The sequence below is a fragment of the Enterococcus sp. DIV0755f genome (assembly GCF_051713725.1).
Classification (GTDB): domain Bacteria; phylum Bacillota; class Bacilli; order Lactobacillales; family Enterococcaceae; genus Enterococcus_D; species Enterococcus_D casseliflavus.
This window is the reverse complement of sequence record NZ_JBIOQL010000001.1, coordinates 542,494-558,409: the sequence shown is the minus strand read 5'-3', so window position 1 is coordinate 558,409 and position 15,916 is coordinate 542,494. Positions and strand designations below refer to the sequence as shown.

General features: G+C 42.9%; 10 protein-coding genes. All 10 read right to left on the bottom strand.

Annotated elements, in window-relative coordinates; all coding sequences use genetic code 11:
• Positions 1-369: 369 nt before the first annotated feature.
• Positions 370-717: a DUF7006 family protein gene (locus tag IGI73_RS02550; RefSeq protein WP_231473253.1), complete on the bottom strand. Its 348-nt coding sequence runs from the start codon at positions 715-717 to the stop codon at positions 370-372.
• 121 nt (positions 718-838) lie between these two features.
• Positions 839-1,234 (bottom strand): hypothetical protein, encoded by a 396-nt coding sequence (locus tag IGI73_RS02545; protein ID WP_115231767.1) that lies wholly within the window; start codon positions 1,232-1,234, stop codon positions 839-841.
• 293 nt (positions 1,235-1,527) lie between these two features.
• Entirely contained in the window at positions 1,528-6,108 is a 4,581-nt protein-coding gene (locus IGI73_RS02540; RefSeq protein ID WP_438759040.1) for a hypothetical protein, read from the bottom strand.
• A 374-nt stretch (positions 6,109-6,482) separates the two neighbouring features.
• A complete protein-coding gene (locus IGI73_RS02535) occupies positions 6,483-7,961 on the bottom strand; it encodes a helix-turn-helix domain-containing protein (protein ID WP_438759039.1) in 1,479 nt (492 codons plus the stop codon).
• Positions 7,962-8,202: 241 nt separating this feature from the next.
• Positions 8,203-10,440, bottom strand: coding sequence for an ATP-binding cassette domain-containing protein (locus IGI73_RS02530; protein ID WP_438759038.1), 2,238 nt, complete (start codon positions 10,438-10,440; stop codon positions 8,203-8,205).
• A gap of 344 nt (positions 10,441-10,784) precedes the next feature.
• The gene (locus tag IGI73_RS02525; RefSeq protein ID WP_413159463.1) at positions 10,785-11,366 is read right to left on the bottom strand and encodes a GNAT family N-acetyltransferase; all 582 of its coding nucleotides are present in this window, start codon (positions 11,364-11,366) and stop codon (positions 10,785-10,787) included.
• A gap of 166 nt (positions 11,367-11,532) precedes the next feature.
• The gene (locus IGI73_RS02520) at positions 11,533-11,976 is read right to left on the bottom strand and encodes an SAM-dependent methyltransferase (protein WP_438759284.1); all 444 of its coding nucleotides are present in this window, start codon (positions 11,974-11,976) and stop codon (positions 11,533-11,535) included.
• A 119-nt stretch (positions 11,977-12,095) separates the two neighbouring features.
• On the bottom strand, positions 12,096-12,914 hold the full coding sequence (locus tag IGI73_RS02515) for a MerR family transcriptional regulator (RefSeq protein ID WP_413159465.1): 819 nt from the start codon (positions 12,912-12,914) through the stop codon (positions 12,096-12,098).
• Positions 12,915-13,092: 178 nt separating this feature from the next.
• Positions 13,093-13,992 carry a DUF7916 family protein gene (locus IGI73_RS02510; RefSeq protein ID WP_438759037.1) on the bottom strand — a complete coding sequence of 300 codons (900 nt, stop codon included), beginning with the start codon at positions 13,990-13,992 and terminating at the stop codon, positions 13,093-13,095.
• On the bottom strand, positions 13,993-15,273 hold the full coding sequence (gene celB, locus IGI73_RS02505; RefSeq protein WP_413159467.1) for a PTS cellobiose transporter subunit IIC: 1,281 nt from the start codon (positions 15,271-15,273) through the stop codon (positions 13,993-13,995).
• Positions 15,274-15,916 lie beyond the last annotated feature (643 nt).

Sequence of the window (15,916 nt, the reverse complement as noted above, 5' to 3'; positions counted from 1 at the left end):
TCGCATCGTTTATTTTTCTCACTATACGCGATCAAAAATAAACGATTATTAAAAAAATGAACAGATGCCCTTCAAATATAACACAAATAATTTTATTTGCAGAATTTTTGCTGATTCGGCATCGTTTTAACGGTGATTTCACATGAGAGAAAGTAGAAATCAAAGAAAAGACCTTTTTTTGATAGGTGAATAGACAAAAAGCATTCAAGAAGTCAATTCCTGAATGCTTTTTGTCTATTCATTCTTTTTTCGATACACCCCTTCTATTTCAATCGCTCACCTTCCCTAATTGCAAAAGTATTAAAAATAGTCATCACTTCTTACCTTCTCGTCTTGCTAGAAGTGATGCCTACCATTCCCCTCCTTGATTCATCTCACATTGAAAACCAGAGAATGTTTCGCTTTTGTTCCTAGATTGTAACCACACAGTTCTTTTAGATAAAAGCGGTAATCATTTTCAACGATTCGAATGATCTCATTGTCGGAAAAATCGTCGAATCGCATCATTTCTGTGACTAAGACCAGCTTGGCGTCGATGCCCAAAATATCTGGGGTGATCGCCCAAAATGTTTCTGGTGAAATGGCTGCTACCAATTCATCAAGGAGGGCCAATTGCTTTTCAACATACGCCGCTAAAGCGCCATTGGCGCGGTGAGACTCCGCAAATTTCTTTTGAAATCCATCAAGGTATTCTGATTTTGAAGTAAATACCGTCATGCTTTTTACTCCTTTCTTTGAGGGGAACAAGCCCCGTTATTTTCTTCGTAAAGCTCAGCTTTTTTTCTAGTTATTCATTCACTATTTTTTCTATTTGCTGAAAAAGTACCAAGAACAGGTGTCAATGCAGAATATCCAGCAATCCTCTAACCAGCTGCTTGTAATGCTCTTTTTGATCTTTTGCTCCATTTTCTGCCTTGATTGAAAGACTTTGCTCAATGGCTGCTTGAGGAATCAGCAGATGGGTGTTTAAGCTTGAGATAAAGGAAACACTTTCTTCCAATAATTGATACTCTTTTTGCAGGTTGCTGGGTAATTTATATTTACGTAAAGGAAATAAATAGCGAGCACTGGCTTTTATTTCTTCTATACGATCGTTTTCTAGTAAGTAACGCATGGTATCGAGTTGCTTTCCTTGGTGATACGGGCAAGTATCTGCACTCAGCAGATGGGTATAGTACCCGATGTATTCACTATTTATGATGGTTCTTTCAAACGCTTCTTTCTTGATTTTCATCTTCTGTATCCTTCTTTCAAAACTATCACTGACCTCACTTATGCAGCGTTTGTGGTATCACTAAGTACTGTTTCTTCTTTTGGTCCATTTTTTGTTAAATCTTTCATCAAAAAAAGAGAAACTGCAAGTTTTCCCCACAGTTTCTCCTTTACGCTTCTAGCGATGCCTATAGTTAAGGAGCGACGCTTTCACCGTGTTTCTTTTTTCTTGTTACTGCGACGACAAACAGTTTCGGTTTGATTCGTTTGCTCCAATGGATTCACCTCCTTCACGTTTGGTACGATCTTTTTTCTTTAATCTCGGGGGACAAAGCGTAAGACGATGCGATACTTCGGTACGAGCAAGTCTTCATAATACCCACCTTGGTCGGCTTCTGTATCAACGATCCATTGGGGATAGTCTCCATAGAAGTCCCCCGTTAAGGAAATCGGCACGCGGCTTCTTTCTTCTAGGCGAACCAAGTGTTGTTCCTCCATCGCTTCATAGAGTTGAATCTGTGTTTCTTCCGTTTTTAGATTCAATCGCAACAGCGGGGTTGAGATGTCGTCATAGGTCAGGGTTGGGTCTTCTTCTTCGCTTTCACTTTCGGCATAGTCGAGAGGATCTTCTCCCGCTTCTAATAAGACAATACTGGCACTATCATCGATCGCCAGTTGATTGACGTAGGTATCCACGGCAAGTGGCGATTGATTGCGGATCTCATACGTTTGGCTTTCAAAATTACGATTCGATTCCGCCGTATTGTACAAGGATTCAAAGACCATTTTGGTCGGGATCGTCACTCGCATATGCTCCAGTTTCGATGTCACATCGATACCGATAGTCAGCTGGTAGGCTTTATTCCCCACCTCAAGAACAGCAAAGTAGCTGCCGTCTTCGTCCACTTCTCGTGTAAGATCCGTTTCTACGATGCGAAAGTCATCCGTCATATCCGCTTCCGTCAAGACGTTTGCGGCTTGCGCGCGACTTTCTTGAAGGATCAAAGCATCCAATGCCTCTTTTGTAGGTAACTCGTTGATCTTATAACGATCTAAGGTGATATTGTACGCTTCAAGGTTTACCCCTTTGATGACGGTTTGACGAGCTGTGACATCGACATAGGTCTCAATCGACGGTTTTGATAAGAAAATCGACACTTCTGTCTCGGTTTCCAATCGTTCATTTTCTCTTAGTGGAATACGGAAATAGCGATACAGCTGATTTTCATCACGATAGTCGCCCCATTCGATTCGTTCAGAGTTTTTGTCTAATTCGACGAGTTCTCCGTCAGTATTGGTATAGGAGATCACTGTGATATCGGTATCCTCGTACATAGAACCTGTGATTTCAGTCGACTGATCACTCAATGCATCGATTCGGGCAACGAGGCCTTCTGGTTCTGAAAAACGAATTTTATTGTAATTATTTTTCGCAATCACTTGATAAATATCTGTTTGTGTTTCAAGACTTTCTAAGGAACCATCGAATTGTTCGCCACTCAGCAATCTGGAACGTGCTTCGCCATTTCCTGTGCCTCCATAGGGGAAGGTATTGCCACCATTTCGATTGATTCGCATCGTTCCTGATATATTGATAAATTCTTCCGTTGGTGCCTCTAAAGAAGCATTTTCCCAAACTGCTAGTTTTTGACTTGCCACATTGATTCGCAAACCATTCGCAACCGTATTTTGTGCGGAGCGGATCAAACGCTGCAATTGCGCATTGGCTTGACCAGTTCTTGTCGTAGGGTGACTAATTTCAAACAAATTCACATTGTTTATATTCAATCGTGCATTGGCTAGTCTGAAATAAAGAACTTCAGATTTATTTCTTATGGTTTCTAATGCAACCGTAGCGTCTTCTTCTGCCGAAAATGAATTACGCACATTGACTAGTGGTCGATTGATAAATTCTGCTGATGTCCCCATGCCTGTTCGGTTATCAGTAAGGGAAAATTCCGCTCGTTTACCAACGGTAATGTTTGCGAACGAATTCGAGTGACTAGATGACCAGTTTCCGCCTCCTTGCGTATTTAACCCTCTCGCAACTCCTTTAAAGGTCGCGTCATCATTGAGAATGAAATTAGAGGAAGTCGTGACTCTAAAGATTCCTCCAGATTGATCCACGTCAAGGGTAGCTCCTTTGCCAATCCGAACAAATGAATTACTAGCCGTCAACCATATAAAGCGGGAATCTGAAGTCGTTCGATCTCTTCTTGACGTCATGGTGGCATTGTCTTGCAATTCCACTCTTTGCGACACTTGGATTCTGGAGTAGTTTTGACTTGTTGCTGAATTTTGAATCGCCGTCGTTGTTGGCTCTGTCAAATGAACTTCAGCATGTTGTCCAAGCGTAACGGAACGAACAGTGGTGTTTCCTGTCATTCCCCTCGCTGCGTTGATTCTCGTATAGGAATTTTCGCCAAATAGCAGATCCGTCGTTCCGACGCCTTGTAAAAATCGTCCCCCCGTATCAACTTCGACTTTACTTGCTTCTTCCATCGTAAATTTCGAGTTCGCCAAGGTTAAACGAAAGACCGCTCGTGCTGCTTGTCGTGTAGTATGATTGACCGTTACTTTCGCTTCACGTCCGAGTTTGATTTCTTCTCTAAAGCGGAAAAAATCAACATTTGCATTGCTTCGTCCAGAAACGGTGATCTCAGAGTTATCGCCCACATGCAACCTGCGAATGGTTGAAGAAGCAGCAGATGAGGTACCGCCGGTAAAGCCTTGTGCGGTTTGTAGGCTGATCGTATTTGCTTCACCAATATAGATATCTGTTGTGCTGCGACCAGTGACCAATGGTCCTACTTGATTGAGGGTGATGGTTGCATTTGCTTCTGATAGAAATTGGGATGCCGCCGACGTTGAACCCAATGCAATGAAAGGATTGGCGGCTGATGACGTGCGAGAATAGTTGATCGTCGCTTTTTCTCCTAGAAAGAAGCGTCGTTGCACGGAAAACGCATTGGCTGCTGCACTCGTTGAATGTTCAGCAATCGTGATTTCAGCCCCTTCAAGCAGCTCAAATTGATCGACCATCGTTCCAGCGGTGAAGCCATGACCTAACACACCAGTAAGTTTCGCGTATTTCCCTAAAGTTACCTGAGCCAAGCTTGCGTTGACGAACGCCCCACGCTGATTCACAGCTATTTCTGTATAGTCACCAATGGTGATTTTTCCGTTGCTCGATGCTAAACCGATGACGACGTTCGATGTACTTGCTGAAGAGGTCGTTCGCGTTCTCGGTACGTCAATTGTTGTATGACTGCCAATTTGAACCGAAGATGTTGCGAAAAAGGTGCGATACGCTTGACCAACAGTGACATTACTAGGTTCACTGATGGCTATATCCACCTGATCACCAATCGAAATACTGTCAACGGCTATGTTGCCATTAAACCCGTTGCTATGCTGATTGTTCATTTTCACGTGGTCTTGGATCACGATCGTGGAACTCGCCACACCTGTAAACATCGGTCCATGCTGCGAGACCTTGGTTTGTGTGTGCTCCCCCAAATCGATGGCAGAATTCGCACTTCGAAGTTGAATAAATGCCCCGGTCGTTGTGCCCGTCCGCGTTCCCTCGATGATGGTAGGTTGGTCTGCAGTACTATTTTCAACGATGAAGCGGCGTCCGACATTGATGGCAGGCGTCCCGCTGACCGTCCCGTATTCAGATAGCTTTAACTGACTACCTGCTTGTAACCGTATCTCTCCTAACGTACTGGTAGAGTTCCCGGAAAGTCCTTGTCCTGTACCAACATCCAGAGTTGCCCCTGTGGCTAACGTCAATCGGCTGTCTTGATTGGCATTTGGCAAGGAGACCATCGCACCAGATTGGCGAATCGTCGTCACACTTCCTTGACCAAAATCAAGGCTTGCTGCGGTACCCGTCATGTGAAAGACGGTGCCAGTATTGCTGTTGGTACTGCGAGTGACAGAAATTTCAGCTTGGCTAGCGACTGCTACTTGGTTCATTTCAAAAATCGGTGTGGCATTTGAGGAGCGATGATTGATCGTCAATTGCCCTTCAACCAAAAGCCTTTCTGCCGTGAACAAGGTTGGAATAGAAGACGTCGCTGTCGTCACCACATCGGTTCCTTTGAAATGAAGTTGTGCTTGGTTGTTATTCACCACGCGTCCTGCGGTAGTGGTCAGCTCCAGTTGGGTATCTTCAAAAGTAATCGTTGATGCCCCAGTTGTTTGAGCCAGCCCTTGCGCTGACTGGATGCCTTGTTGCTGCACCCCTTGCCAAGTCAGTTGAACAGGTGCTGCAAACTGCATCAGGTTCTCGGCTGCCGTCTGTGAAACGATCACAGGCATCTCTTGACTACGAAAAGTAACGTTCGTCCGTTGGATCCCACTGATTGGCTCAGTTAATGCCAAGTTGCTGGCAAAAGTAAGTACTAGCGATTGCTCATTGGCGATTTCTTCGTAACGATACTCCGTGCCCTCTTCATCGGTGAAGGATTCCCCAAGTAAAATTGCCCGCAATTGCGCCTCACTTGCTACAGTCAGTTGGATGGTTGCAGTATCTGCATCGAACCCTTCGACTTGCTCGTTTTCAGATTCTGGCTCCTCTTCATCTTCTGAGCTGTCTGGCGTTTCTGCTTCGGGCAGTGCTTCAGTTTCTTCTACTTCTTCTTGGCTAGCGGTCGTTGAATCATCGGTGGCTTCCGATGAGGTTGTTTGTTCCTCGCTGCTTTGCTCGGTTGACTCTTGCGTTTCCGATTGATCAGCAGAATTATTGGTTTCCTCCCCAGAAGATTGTTGCGTCCCTTCAGAAAGTGACTCTGTTTCTGCATAAGCAACTTGCTGGAACGCCATCGTCGTGTTGACGCCCGTGCTGCTCAGTAGTAATACGGCAGAAAACAATGTAAGTAATTTCATCATATCCTCCTTTCTTCAAGTCTTTGTTGCGTTAAGAAAGCTGAAAACTAGGGAATAGCTTCTTGCTTTTTCACGCAAAGCTGTCTCAATATTCTTCGTTTTTGAGGGAACGACAAAAAAAGACATTTTGATGAATCAAATGTCTGGAGAAAGTTGTTAGATTAAGTTTTCATAAAATAATAACTACATATGAGTTCTGGATTCTCAAAAACGAAGGTTATTGGGACAAACTATTTGTAAGTATGACACGCGTGTTGCTTACTAAACTAAGAATAGCGTGGTCGTTTCTCAAAGGAAAATCATTATTTTCATAAACACCTGAAATAGATGAATAAATAACATACCTATTTAAACGCGTGAACAGCACAGCAATTGGTTTAAAAGAGCGGTTTTTGATGGGGATTTATTTTCCTTTCGAGGTGTTCCCAATCGCGATCATCCGGGAGAGATTTTAACAATAAGTAATCTGTTTTGACTTTATAATCAACGAGGTAGCGATTGTAATTGGTCACGATCAAATCGATATGGGCAGCATTAAGCGTATGTTTTGTTAAATATTGCAGTTGAACAAACGTCAATTTATGCTTGCTGCCAAATCGCTGGATCGCTCTTGTTTGGATATGCTGGCACACAAAATGATCCCCTTCTAAGAGGAAATAAATGGTTTTTGCTGGTGCATAATAATAATCGAAAATCAGCTCGCTATAAATCGTTAAACTGACACAGATGTCTTCTAAGTAAGCAGTAGACAAAGAGAGTTTTTTGCTCTGCTCCTTAAGAAATTGTAAGTTCTTTTGGTAACTCTCACTGTTGGAACGCATGATCACCTCTTTGATATCATCCATTTCTTTGTTCAAAACCGGCGCAATTGCATGGTTAATTTTTCTCGATAAAAAGAAAGAACGTAAAAATGTCGCAACCGTTTTGACTTGTGCTTGGGGCACCTCATGGTTTTTAAGAAACAAGTCCGTCACAGTTGTGATGGCTTCGCCTTGATGAAATTGTTGGTAAAACTTTTCCTCTCGTTCTTCTTGATCCAAGGTTCGCTTGCACAAGGTGACTAAGTAGATCCAAGCGAATTCTTCTTTGGGCAGCTGAACCTGATAGATTTTTTCAATGCCTTCCTTCAGTGCGTAGAGCTTGGAAAAACTGTTCCCTTTATACGCCTGTCTAACCAGTTCTTTCGGCATAGTGATACGATAGCCGAGACTCGCACGCTTGATGGCAATATAAAATGTGTAGTAAAACGCTGCGGGAGTCGCCCCAGATCCGATTTCATAATAGCCGAACTTGTCCTCCAATTGACCTAAGATCAAGTCATGAAAGGCTTGATCTGGAACCAACGTATAGATCGTTTCCACACCTTCGTAATAAAAATCTTTGAAAAACTTACGCAAGTTGGCTTCACTTCCTTCAATCGTTAAGGGATTAGATGCCCACTGCAAGCCATAGCTTTTTAAAATAGGGTTTCGCTGATTGAGTAGACGCCGAAACGTACTCTCTGAAAAATGATAATGATGTGCCAGCTCATCCACCTTAGATAGTTTGCCATGGAAAATATTCCCGATAATTTCAAATAAGCATTCATTTTTTAACAAGCTTTGCTTTCTTTTTTGATAGTCTGCTGGCTTTTTCTCTTCGAAAACAAACCCGCTATTGCCCGAAACGAGGGCAATACTGTCCCCAAAATATTCTTTCATGTATTTGATATCATTGGCAATCGTTCGTTGCGTCACCTGATTGCGCTCTGCTAAGTCGCCAATCGTGAACACACGGTCTCGCTCAATCGTACTCAGCAGCCGAAACAAGCGCGCAGTCGTACGGTTGCTGATGAAGGCCAATTGCAACTCTCTCATTCATCCCACTCCTTTTTTCAAGAAATTCTTTTCTATACTATTACATAAATAGCACACTATTTGGTAATTATATACTCAAATTTATATATTTTTAATCAAAAAACCTACTAAAAATGAAAAAAATAACGAGGAGAAATTCACTTTTTAGACTTATCATTTTCTTTTTTGCTGGAGGAAAAAGAAAAAAAGCCGCAAGCAGCGCTCGATGAAAGAGCTGCTTGCGGCTATTTTGGTTTTCTCATTAAAATAAATACTGGGCTGTAATCGAGGACTGGCACTCGATCAGTTTTTCTGGAATCCCTTCGTACAACACTTCGCCACCGCGAATCCCGCCATCAATGCCGACATCGATCAGCCAATCCGCTGCTTTCATGACCTCAAGGTTGTGTTCGATCACGATCACCGTGTTGCCTTTTTCCACTAGTCGTTCGATGATCGCCAAAATGCTCTTGATGTTTGCCATGTGCAATCCGGTTGTTGGTTCATCCATAATGTAGATATTGCCTTTTTTGCTTAATTCTTTTGCTAATTTCAGTCGCTGGCATTCACCACCAGACAAGGTATTCAATGGCTGTCCAAGGGTCATGTATCCTAGTCCCACAGCCAAAATCTGTTTTAGTTTTCTTTGAATCGCTTTTTCCTCAAAGAATTCCACCGCTTCTGTGATGCTCATGGCAAGGACTTCATCGATCGACTTGCCTTTCAAGCGATACTGGTAGACTTCTTCTTTAAACCGTTTGCCGCCACAGGCCTGACACAAAACCTCAACGGAATCCATAAAGGACAGCTCCATCTTGATGGACCCGTGGCCTTTGCACGTTTCACAGGCACCTTCGGAATTGTAGGAAAAAAGACCTGCTGAGACCTTGTTTTCTTGCGAAAATAACTTCCGAATGTCATTCATAATCCCAGAATAGGTCGCTGGATTGGAGCGGATATTTCCCGCCACCGCTGATTGATCGATCGTAATGGCTTCAGGGTATTCTTTAGCAAAAACCCCATTCACTAAACTACTCTTTCCAGAACCAGCGACACCGGTCACCACTGTAAATACTCCTAATGGCACCCGCAGTACTGTATTTTTCAAGTTATGCAGCGTCGATTTTTTCGTTTCGATAACCTGCTGACTCTGGCGAGGTGCTTTTTTAAAGTCCACCATCTGTCCAAATGCTTTGCCAGTCAGTGTATCTGAGCGCAGCAATCCTTCAAAGGTTCCTTCGTAGGTAATATAGCCGCCATTTTTCCCCGCTTTAGGACCAACATCGATAATATGGTCAGCTGCTTTAATGACATCTGGATCATGCTCCACTACGATGACGGTGTTCCCTTTGTCCCGTAGTTTGACTAACAATTCATTCAATCGATGGACATCTCTTGGATGCAGCCCAATACTCGGTTCATCAAAAATGTAGATCACATCGTTCAAGCTAGAAGACAAGTGTTTGACCATTTTTACCCGCTGACTTTCCCCACCAGAAAGGGTCGTCGTTTCACGATCTAAGGAAACATAATCCAACCCGATATTGATTAGATCAGTGATTCTCGCTTGGATGTTTTGAAGCAGCGGTTGGACACTCTCCTCCGAGATTTCTTGAAGAACCGTCAATAGTTCATCCACTTGCATCGCCAAAAAGTCCGCAATCGAATAGCCCGCGATTTTGCACGCGAGTACTTGTGGATTGAAGCGTTTTCCCTGACAGTCAGGACACTTCTGCTCATTCATGAAAGAAGCGATTTTCTTCTGGGTAGCAGCGGAGCTTTCATTGCCACCCTTGATATTGGAGCGATTAAAACGAGCGACTAAGCCTTCATAGGTGGAACTCATCCCTTCCATATACAAGGAATCGATTTTTTCTCCTTGGGCATACAAAAAGCGGTTCATTTCTTCTTCGCTATATTCTTTCAACGGCTTGTCATTGTCAAAAAAGCCCGTATTGGTGAAAGACTTCAGCAGCCAAGAGCCAACTTTATAGCCAGGAAGCAAGATCGCCCCTTCGTTTAAGGACTTTTCAAGATCCAGTGCCTTTTCTAAATCTAAGCCGACGATGCGCCCAATCCCTTCGCAAGTGGGACACATCCCATGAGGATCATTGAAAGAGAAATTCCATGCAGGACCTAAATACGGTTGACCAAGACGAGAAAAAAGCAAGCGGATCAAGGGATTGATATCCGTGATCGTCCCTAATGTGGAGCGGGAATTGCCGCCTAAACGGCTTTGATCAACTACTACCGCCATCGAAAGATTGTCGATGGCATCCGCATCGGGCTGGCTATATTTTGGCAAAAAGTTGCGGACAAATTTCGAAAAGTTCTCATTCAGCTGTCGCCCAGCTTCTTGTGCGATCGTGTCAAAGACGATCGATGACTTGCCTGAACCAGAGACACCCGTGAAAATCGTGATTTTTCTTTTGGGAATCTTCAAGTCAAAGCCCTTCAAATTGTTCTGCCTGGCGTTGTGGATCGTAATGTATTCCTGCATGCTATACCCTCCCAGATTCTGTTGAATTTTTTCAGTGAGCGACCATTATAGAACAAACATTCTCGCTGTTTCTCGGAATTTTGAAAAAAAACTATGTTTATTTTATGTTTTGTTCTGAATGCTGGAATAGCAAGGATAGAGGGCTTATGCGATTTTTCGATAACTGTTGCATAGGAAGGAATTTAGCGTGCGAACGAAGTTAGAAGACAGAGCGAAGAACGAGTATTTTGAATGACCTTAAATTGCTAAAAGGTAAAAAAACAGTCCATTTCCCCTTGCTTGCAAAGTGAAATGGACTGTTTTCATGAAATAACCTTTAACCGTTTAAAGCCGACTATTATAGATCAGCTCAATGCAGTTGACGGAAACGTTTTGATCAATGTCACCGTTTCTTCTGCCCCATAATCCCCTTCGGCATATAAAGTAAGATACTCTTCCAACAAATAGTCAGCAAGGTCTTGGGAAGATTGCGTAAAACCAGCCTTTTCGTAAGATTTGACTGCAGCAATATTTTTTCTCGATGGTCGCATCATCAATTTTTGAATGCCGAATGTTTCATGTAAATGATCACCGAGGGTGACGATCGCATCGGTGCCAAATCCTTTGCCGCAATGAATTTCCCGATTCAACCAGATATCCAGTTCTGCTATGCCGTCTTTTAGATGAAATGAAGAGTAGCTAATAAAGCCAATAGGTTCACCTGCATGTAGAATCAAAAAGCCTCTGCCATCTTGCGGTTGGGCACCAGTAAAGTAATACTCTTGATAGTCCTCAAAAAACTCTGGTTCGGTGGCGATCGGTGCATTAGGATAAGAAGGTGGTCCGGAATGATATTTTGTGGTTTCAGAGTGAAAACACCATTGATAGACCGCTTCTTTATCTTTGATTTCCGCAGGGGTTAAAGTGACTTTGTTGCCTGTTAGCATGTAGCACACTCCTTTCGCTCTTCCTAATGTTTACCCCACTTATAGCGGATGATGTCCCTTAAAAACAAACCGTGTTTTTTCTTTACTTGAATCGAACATCGACATTTCTTAACTACTCATTGTTGCGCCAATAATCTTCCGATTGATTCCTCTATTTTTTCATCCTCTAAAAATTAAACTCATTTTCCCAATTAAAATCAGCAGATTCTTCCAAGCTGTTCGGCCAATGATGGCACCATGAAGGAACTCTAGGCGCTTCTACTCGATCTAAACTTGGTGTGTAAGGTTTGATATCTATTAGCGGCGTTTGGTCGTTTGCATCAATATAAGGAATAGAAAGAATTCCTTTCTCAACATCGACTGATAACACTTGAACAACACTTAATGCAATTGGATTTGGTCGAATGGGTGATCTCGTAGCAAATATCCCCATTTTTTCAGGCGCATATTTATAGGGTTTCTCAGCATCCAAAATCTTTCGATACTTTGCATCCGCAAAATCACTGAACCACCATACTAATTGAAGATGACTAAATCCTTCAATCCCTGCTAAAGCTGGAATATATTCTTTCTTAAGCTTGAGGAAGCATCCGTCCTCATTGTTTTGAATGATCCCGATCGGTTGTAGTTTCTATTCTGTCATTTTCTTTCCTCCATTTCCTCTTTGTGCTCTCAGAATAGTGCCTGACACAGTGTGAGAGTCAAGAAAAAACAGAAAAAATCTGTTACTCAACGTTTTATGAGCGGTATTTGTATTTCAGTCAAATAATTACGTTCTTCCTGCTCATTCCAAGGACCGCGATGCACGATTTGCCTGTCTGGTCCGTCCATTTGGTAATAAGGATGTTCTTGTAGCCACTCAGCCAAGGACAAATAGACGTTGGCTATGTTGGAGAATGCACCGTACACCATCGTGCACGCCATAATTGGCACTGCCTCCGTTTCGTAGATGGAAAATACTTTGGAATCTACCTGCAGGCCTGCTTTCACTTGCACACACAATTCAACATCGACATTTTTTTCTTTAAACTCTTTGTCGTGATAAATCGAAAATGATTGTCCGAAATTCTTTATTTTCTGTTTTCCCATAAAAGTGGCTAGTTCTCTCCACAGTTCCTCTTCAGAAAAATAATTTGGTATGACTTTGCGAAGGGAGAGCACATGATAACTCGGGACTGCTTTCATTGTGACCTGATAATGGCGCTCTGTTCGTTCCTTCGTCAATTCTAATTTAGCCACTTCTAGTTTGATTAATTTTTGTTTTTCCGTCTCTATAGTTGTCTCAATTTCATCTTTTTTTCTTTCTAATTGTTCTGCAAGGAAGTCCTGCTCTGGTTTTTTCAGCAACACCGCAATTTCTGCTACACTAAATCCGCTATCACGTAAATAGAGTATTTTATTGAGTTCAGGCAATTGAACAGCCGAATACAGTCGATAACCAGTAAACATATCAATCCTATCGGGCTTTAATAGACCCATCTCATCATAGGAACGCAACATTCTGATACTCACTTGAGAGAGCTTTGAAAATTCACCTATCTTAAACATACGCACCTCCGATAGATGTATTATAAAAACACTTTATCCACACTTCAATGCTACTCACTATAAAAAACCGAAACAAAGAGTTCACTCTCTGTTTCGGTCTTGCTTCATTATTCAACATTCTACGAAAAATTCTTCTAACAATTCTTGCCTTTCATAGGCATGTGCCGATTTGTTCCACCTATCGGTTCACTGAGACGGCCATTCGGTGATAGGTATGGCGCTTGCCTCTGATGGCGATGGATAGTTGCAAGATGTTCTCGGGATCAGCGGTCCCAGAAAAACCTGCATCTCCGATATGATGAAGGTCGCAGCCGGCACGTTTGCTAGTAAATGCCAAGGCACGGATCGTACCTGTATCTGCACCTTCCTGTGTAGTACCGATAGTGCCCATGACCAACTTCTCTTTTTGGTGGATAAAGGCCACTAGATCACTCATATGTTGTTCACTCAGCCCAGGAATCGTGCCCGCAATGGGTACAAGAATAACATCGGCTCCAGCTTGAATGAACGCAGACGCAATTTCTTCATCTAACACGGGTTCATTGACACCAGCTCCGTGCATTTTTCCAGCAATAATGATCCCAGAGAAAATGGCTCTTGCTTGTTTGCTTGCCGCTGTGATCTCTTTATTTGAAACGCCAGTGGAAGGATTTCCTGTCAGACAGATAAAATCAAATCCAAGTGCTTCTGCACGAGCCGTGTTTTTCTTTGTTGCCAAACGCCCAGTAGCGATAGTTGTCAGCTGTTCCATCTGCTCCGCACAATCGTCGACAGGCTCAAGATTGACCCCAATAGGCCGCCCCGTTAAGCATTGCAAAAAGCGAATGGGGTTATCCGTTGTCGGTAATCCTTTGATAGCGCCGTTTTCGCAATCAAATAGGTTCAGTAAAATCAAATCCGCCCCAAATGCAGCGACGAATTCAGCATTGGTGATTCCTCTAGACATCGGATCGATTTGGACATCATTTTCTGCTACGATCGTCCGCCCCGCACTTCCTCGGATACTTTCCAATAGCTGGTCTTTATCAAATGATTTAAAATCAGCTGCCGTGCAATTCAATAATCGTTTTGTCTCCATTTACTCCTCACTTTCTGAACCGAGTTCACTGGCTAATGTCCGATTATCCAGCATTTTGAAGAATGGATAATAGATGGCGATAGAAACCGTCAGATTCACCAGTTGTAAGATTGCGCCCGAAATATGTCCGCCTGTGGCTAGATAACCGCCGATGATTGGCGGCATCGACCAGGGAACCAAAACGACGGCAGGTTGGACGATCCCCATGGCAACTGTCGTATAAGAAATGATATAGCAAACGACCGGCGTCAGAATATATGGGAACAAAATCAAGGGATTCATGACAACGGGCAATCCAAACATGATGGGTTCATTGACATTGAAAACTGTTGATGGAAATCCGAGTTTCCCCAACGCTTTTAAATACTTGCTTTTACTTCTGACTAATAGCAAGATCGCCAAGCCCAAAATCACCCCACTACCGCCAATCCAAACAAAGGTATTCATAAAGGTATAATTGATGATATGCGGAATCGTTTCGCCGTTTTGAAAAGCGATTCGATTCTCATCGATCATTTGAATCCATGTCGGTTGCAAGACGCTCAAGACCAAGTCCCACCCGTGGATGCCCACTGACCAAAACAATGACGTAAACATAATGGCAAACAGACCGCCTATAAAGCCTCCGCCAATGATCGACAATGGTTGTCCCACAAGACTGTACAGCAGATCATGAACATTCGTGTTACCGAATGATTCCACTAATAAACGAATCACCCAGAAAAGCGAGAGGCAAAAGAATGAGGGGATCAATGCAATAAAGGAGCGACTGACCGCCGGGGGAACGTTTTCTGGCATGCGAATCACGATATTCTTTTGTACGAATAATCGGAAAATCTCCGCCGTGATTAGACTAGTGATGATTGCTACGATCAGCCCGCGGCTACCAAGATAAGACATTTGAATGCCGCCATCTTCAATCGGAGTGACTAAAAGAAAAACCGAAGCTGCCAATACACCGGCAGATAAACCGCTGACGCGGTAAGTGGTTGCTAAACTATACGCAATAGCAAAGGAATTGAACAGCGCCATCACACCAAAGGTCACTTGTACGACAAAGTCTAATTTGCTGCGCCATTCCCCGCCAAAAATACTAGTAACAAATAGGTTAAAGCCTTCCCATGGAACGTTAGATAAAATAACAAAAATGGAACCGATAATAATCAAAGGCATCGTAGTGACAAGTCCATCACGGATGGCAAATAGATGCTTTTCACCGCCAATTTTCATTCCCCAGGGCAGCATTTTTTCTTCCATAAATTTCTTTAACGAATCCTTCATAAGCTTCCTCCTTAACCTTAAAAGAACGCTGACAGATTGCTTTCAGGTATCTTTTCGAAGTGTGAATAGAAACCAAGGCTTGCCACCTTCAAGAACCTAGGATTGAAGTGCTGATCGCCAGAACGCTATTTCTATGAACACAGTAAGAACGCATGGCATTGGATTTCTCAACTATGACTGCCTATTTTCCATGCGACTGTCCTCAACTGATCTTCACACCTGTTATTTGCCGCAAACGATCCTGCGCATGAACCGTTTCAAACGACAAAAAAGGCATTGGACAAGATTGTCCAATGCCTTTGGCATAGCAAAATAAGCGTCCAGCATCCCACGGTTTTTGCCCAAAAACCTGCCTGAATCTACTAGAAATCGACAAGAAAATCGGGTACAATAAACACGTTGATGCCTTTGGCGATCAACTATGGCAACTTGATTGGTCATCCTGTTTAGAGAAGTGACTGATCAGGGCCTCGTAAATCTGTTGGCGCAGAGATACGAGGTGCCTATTTTTTTGGTTTCTATTCGCTTACATTTTATAGAATGTTTTTGGGAAAAGCAAGCGAACATTGCAACAAAATTGTAATTAATGGTCAAAAAAATAAAAAACTATTGTGATTTGTTCGATTGAAACAGAAAATAGTAA

Coding starts and splice junctions, on each gene's coding strand:
- IGI73_RS02550 (WP_231473253.1), bottom strand. CDS start 717: ATGACGGTATTTACTTCAAAATCAGAATACCTTGATGGATTTCAAAAG.
- IGI73_RS02530 (WP_438759038.1), bottom strand. CDS start 10,440: ATGCAGGAATACATTACGATCCACAACGCCAGGCAGAACAATTTGAAG.
- IGI73_RS02525 (WP_413159463.1), bottom strand. CDS start 11,366: ATGCTAACAGGCAACAAAGTCACTTTAACCCCTGCGGAAATCAAAGAT.
- IGI73_RS02545 (WP_115231767.1), bottom strand. CDS start 1,234: ATGAAAATCAAGAAAGAAGCGTTTGAAAGAACCATCATAAATAGTGAA.
- IGI73_RS02510 (WP_438759037.1), bottom strand. CDS start 13,992: ATGGAGACAAAACGATTATTGAATTGCACGGCAGCTGATTTTAAATCA.
- celB (WP_413159467.1), bottom strand. CDS start 15,273: ATGAAGGATTCGTTAAAGAAATTTATGGAAGAAAAAATGCTGCCCTGG.
- IGI73_RS02515 (WP_413159465.1), bottom strand. CDS start 12,914: ATGTTTAAGATAGGTGAATTTTCAAAGCTCTCTCAAGTGAGTATCAGA.
- IGI73_RS02535 (WP_438759039.1), bottom strand. CDS start 7,961: ATGAGAGAGTTGCAATTGGCCTTCATCAGCAACCGTACGACTGCGCGC.
- IGI73_RS02540 (WP_438759040.1), bottom strand. CDS start 6,108: ATGATGAAATTACTTACATTGTTTTCTGCCGTATTACTACTGAGCAGC.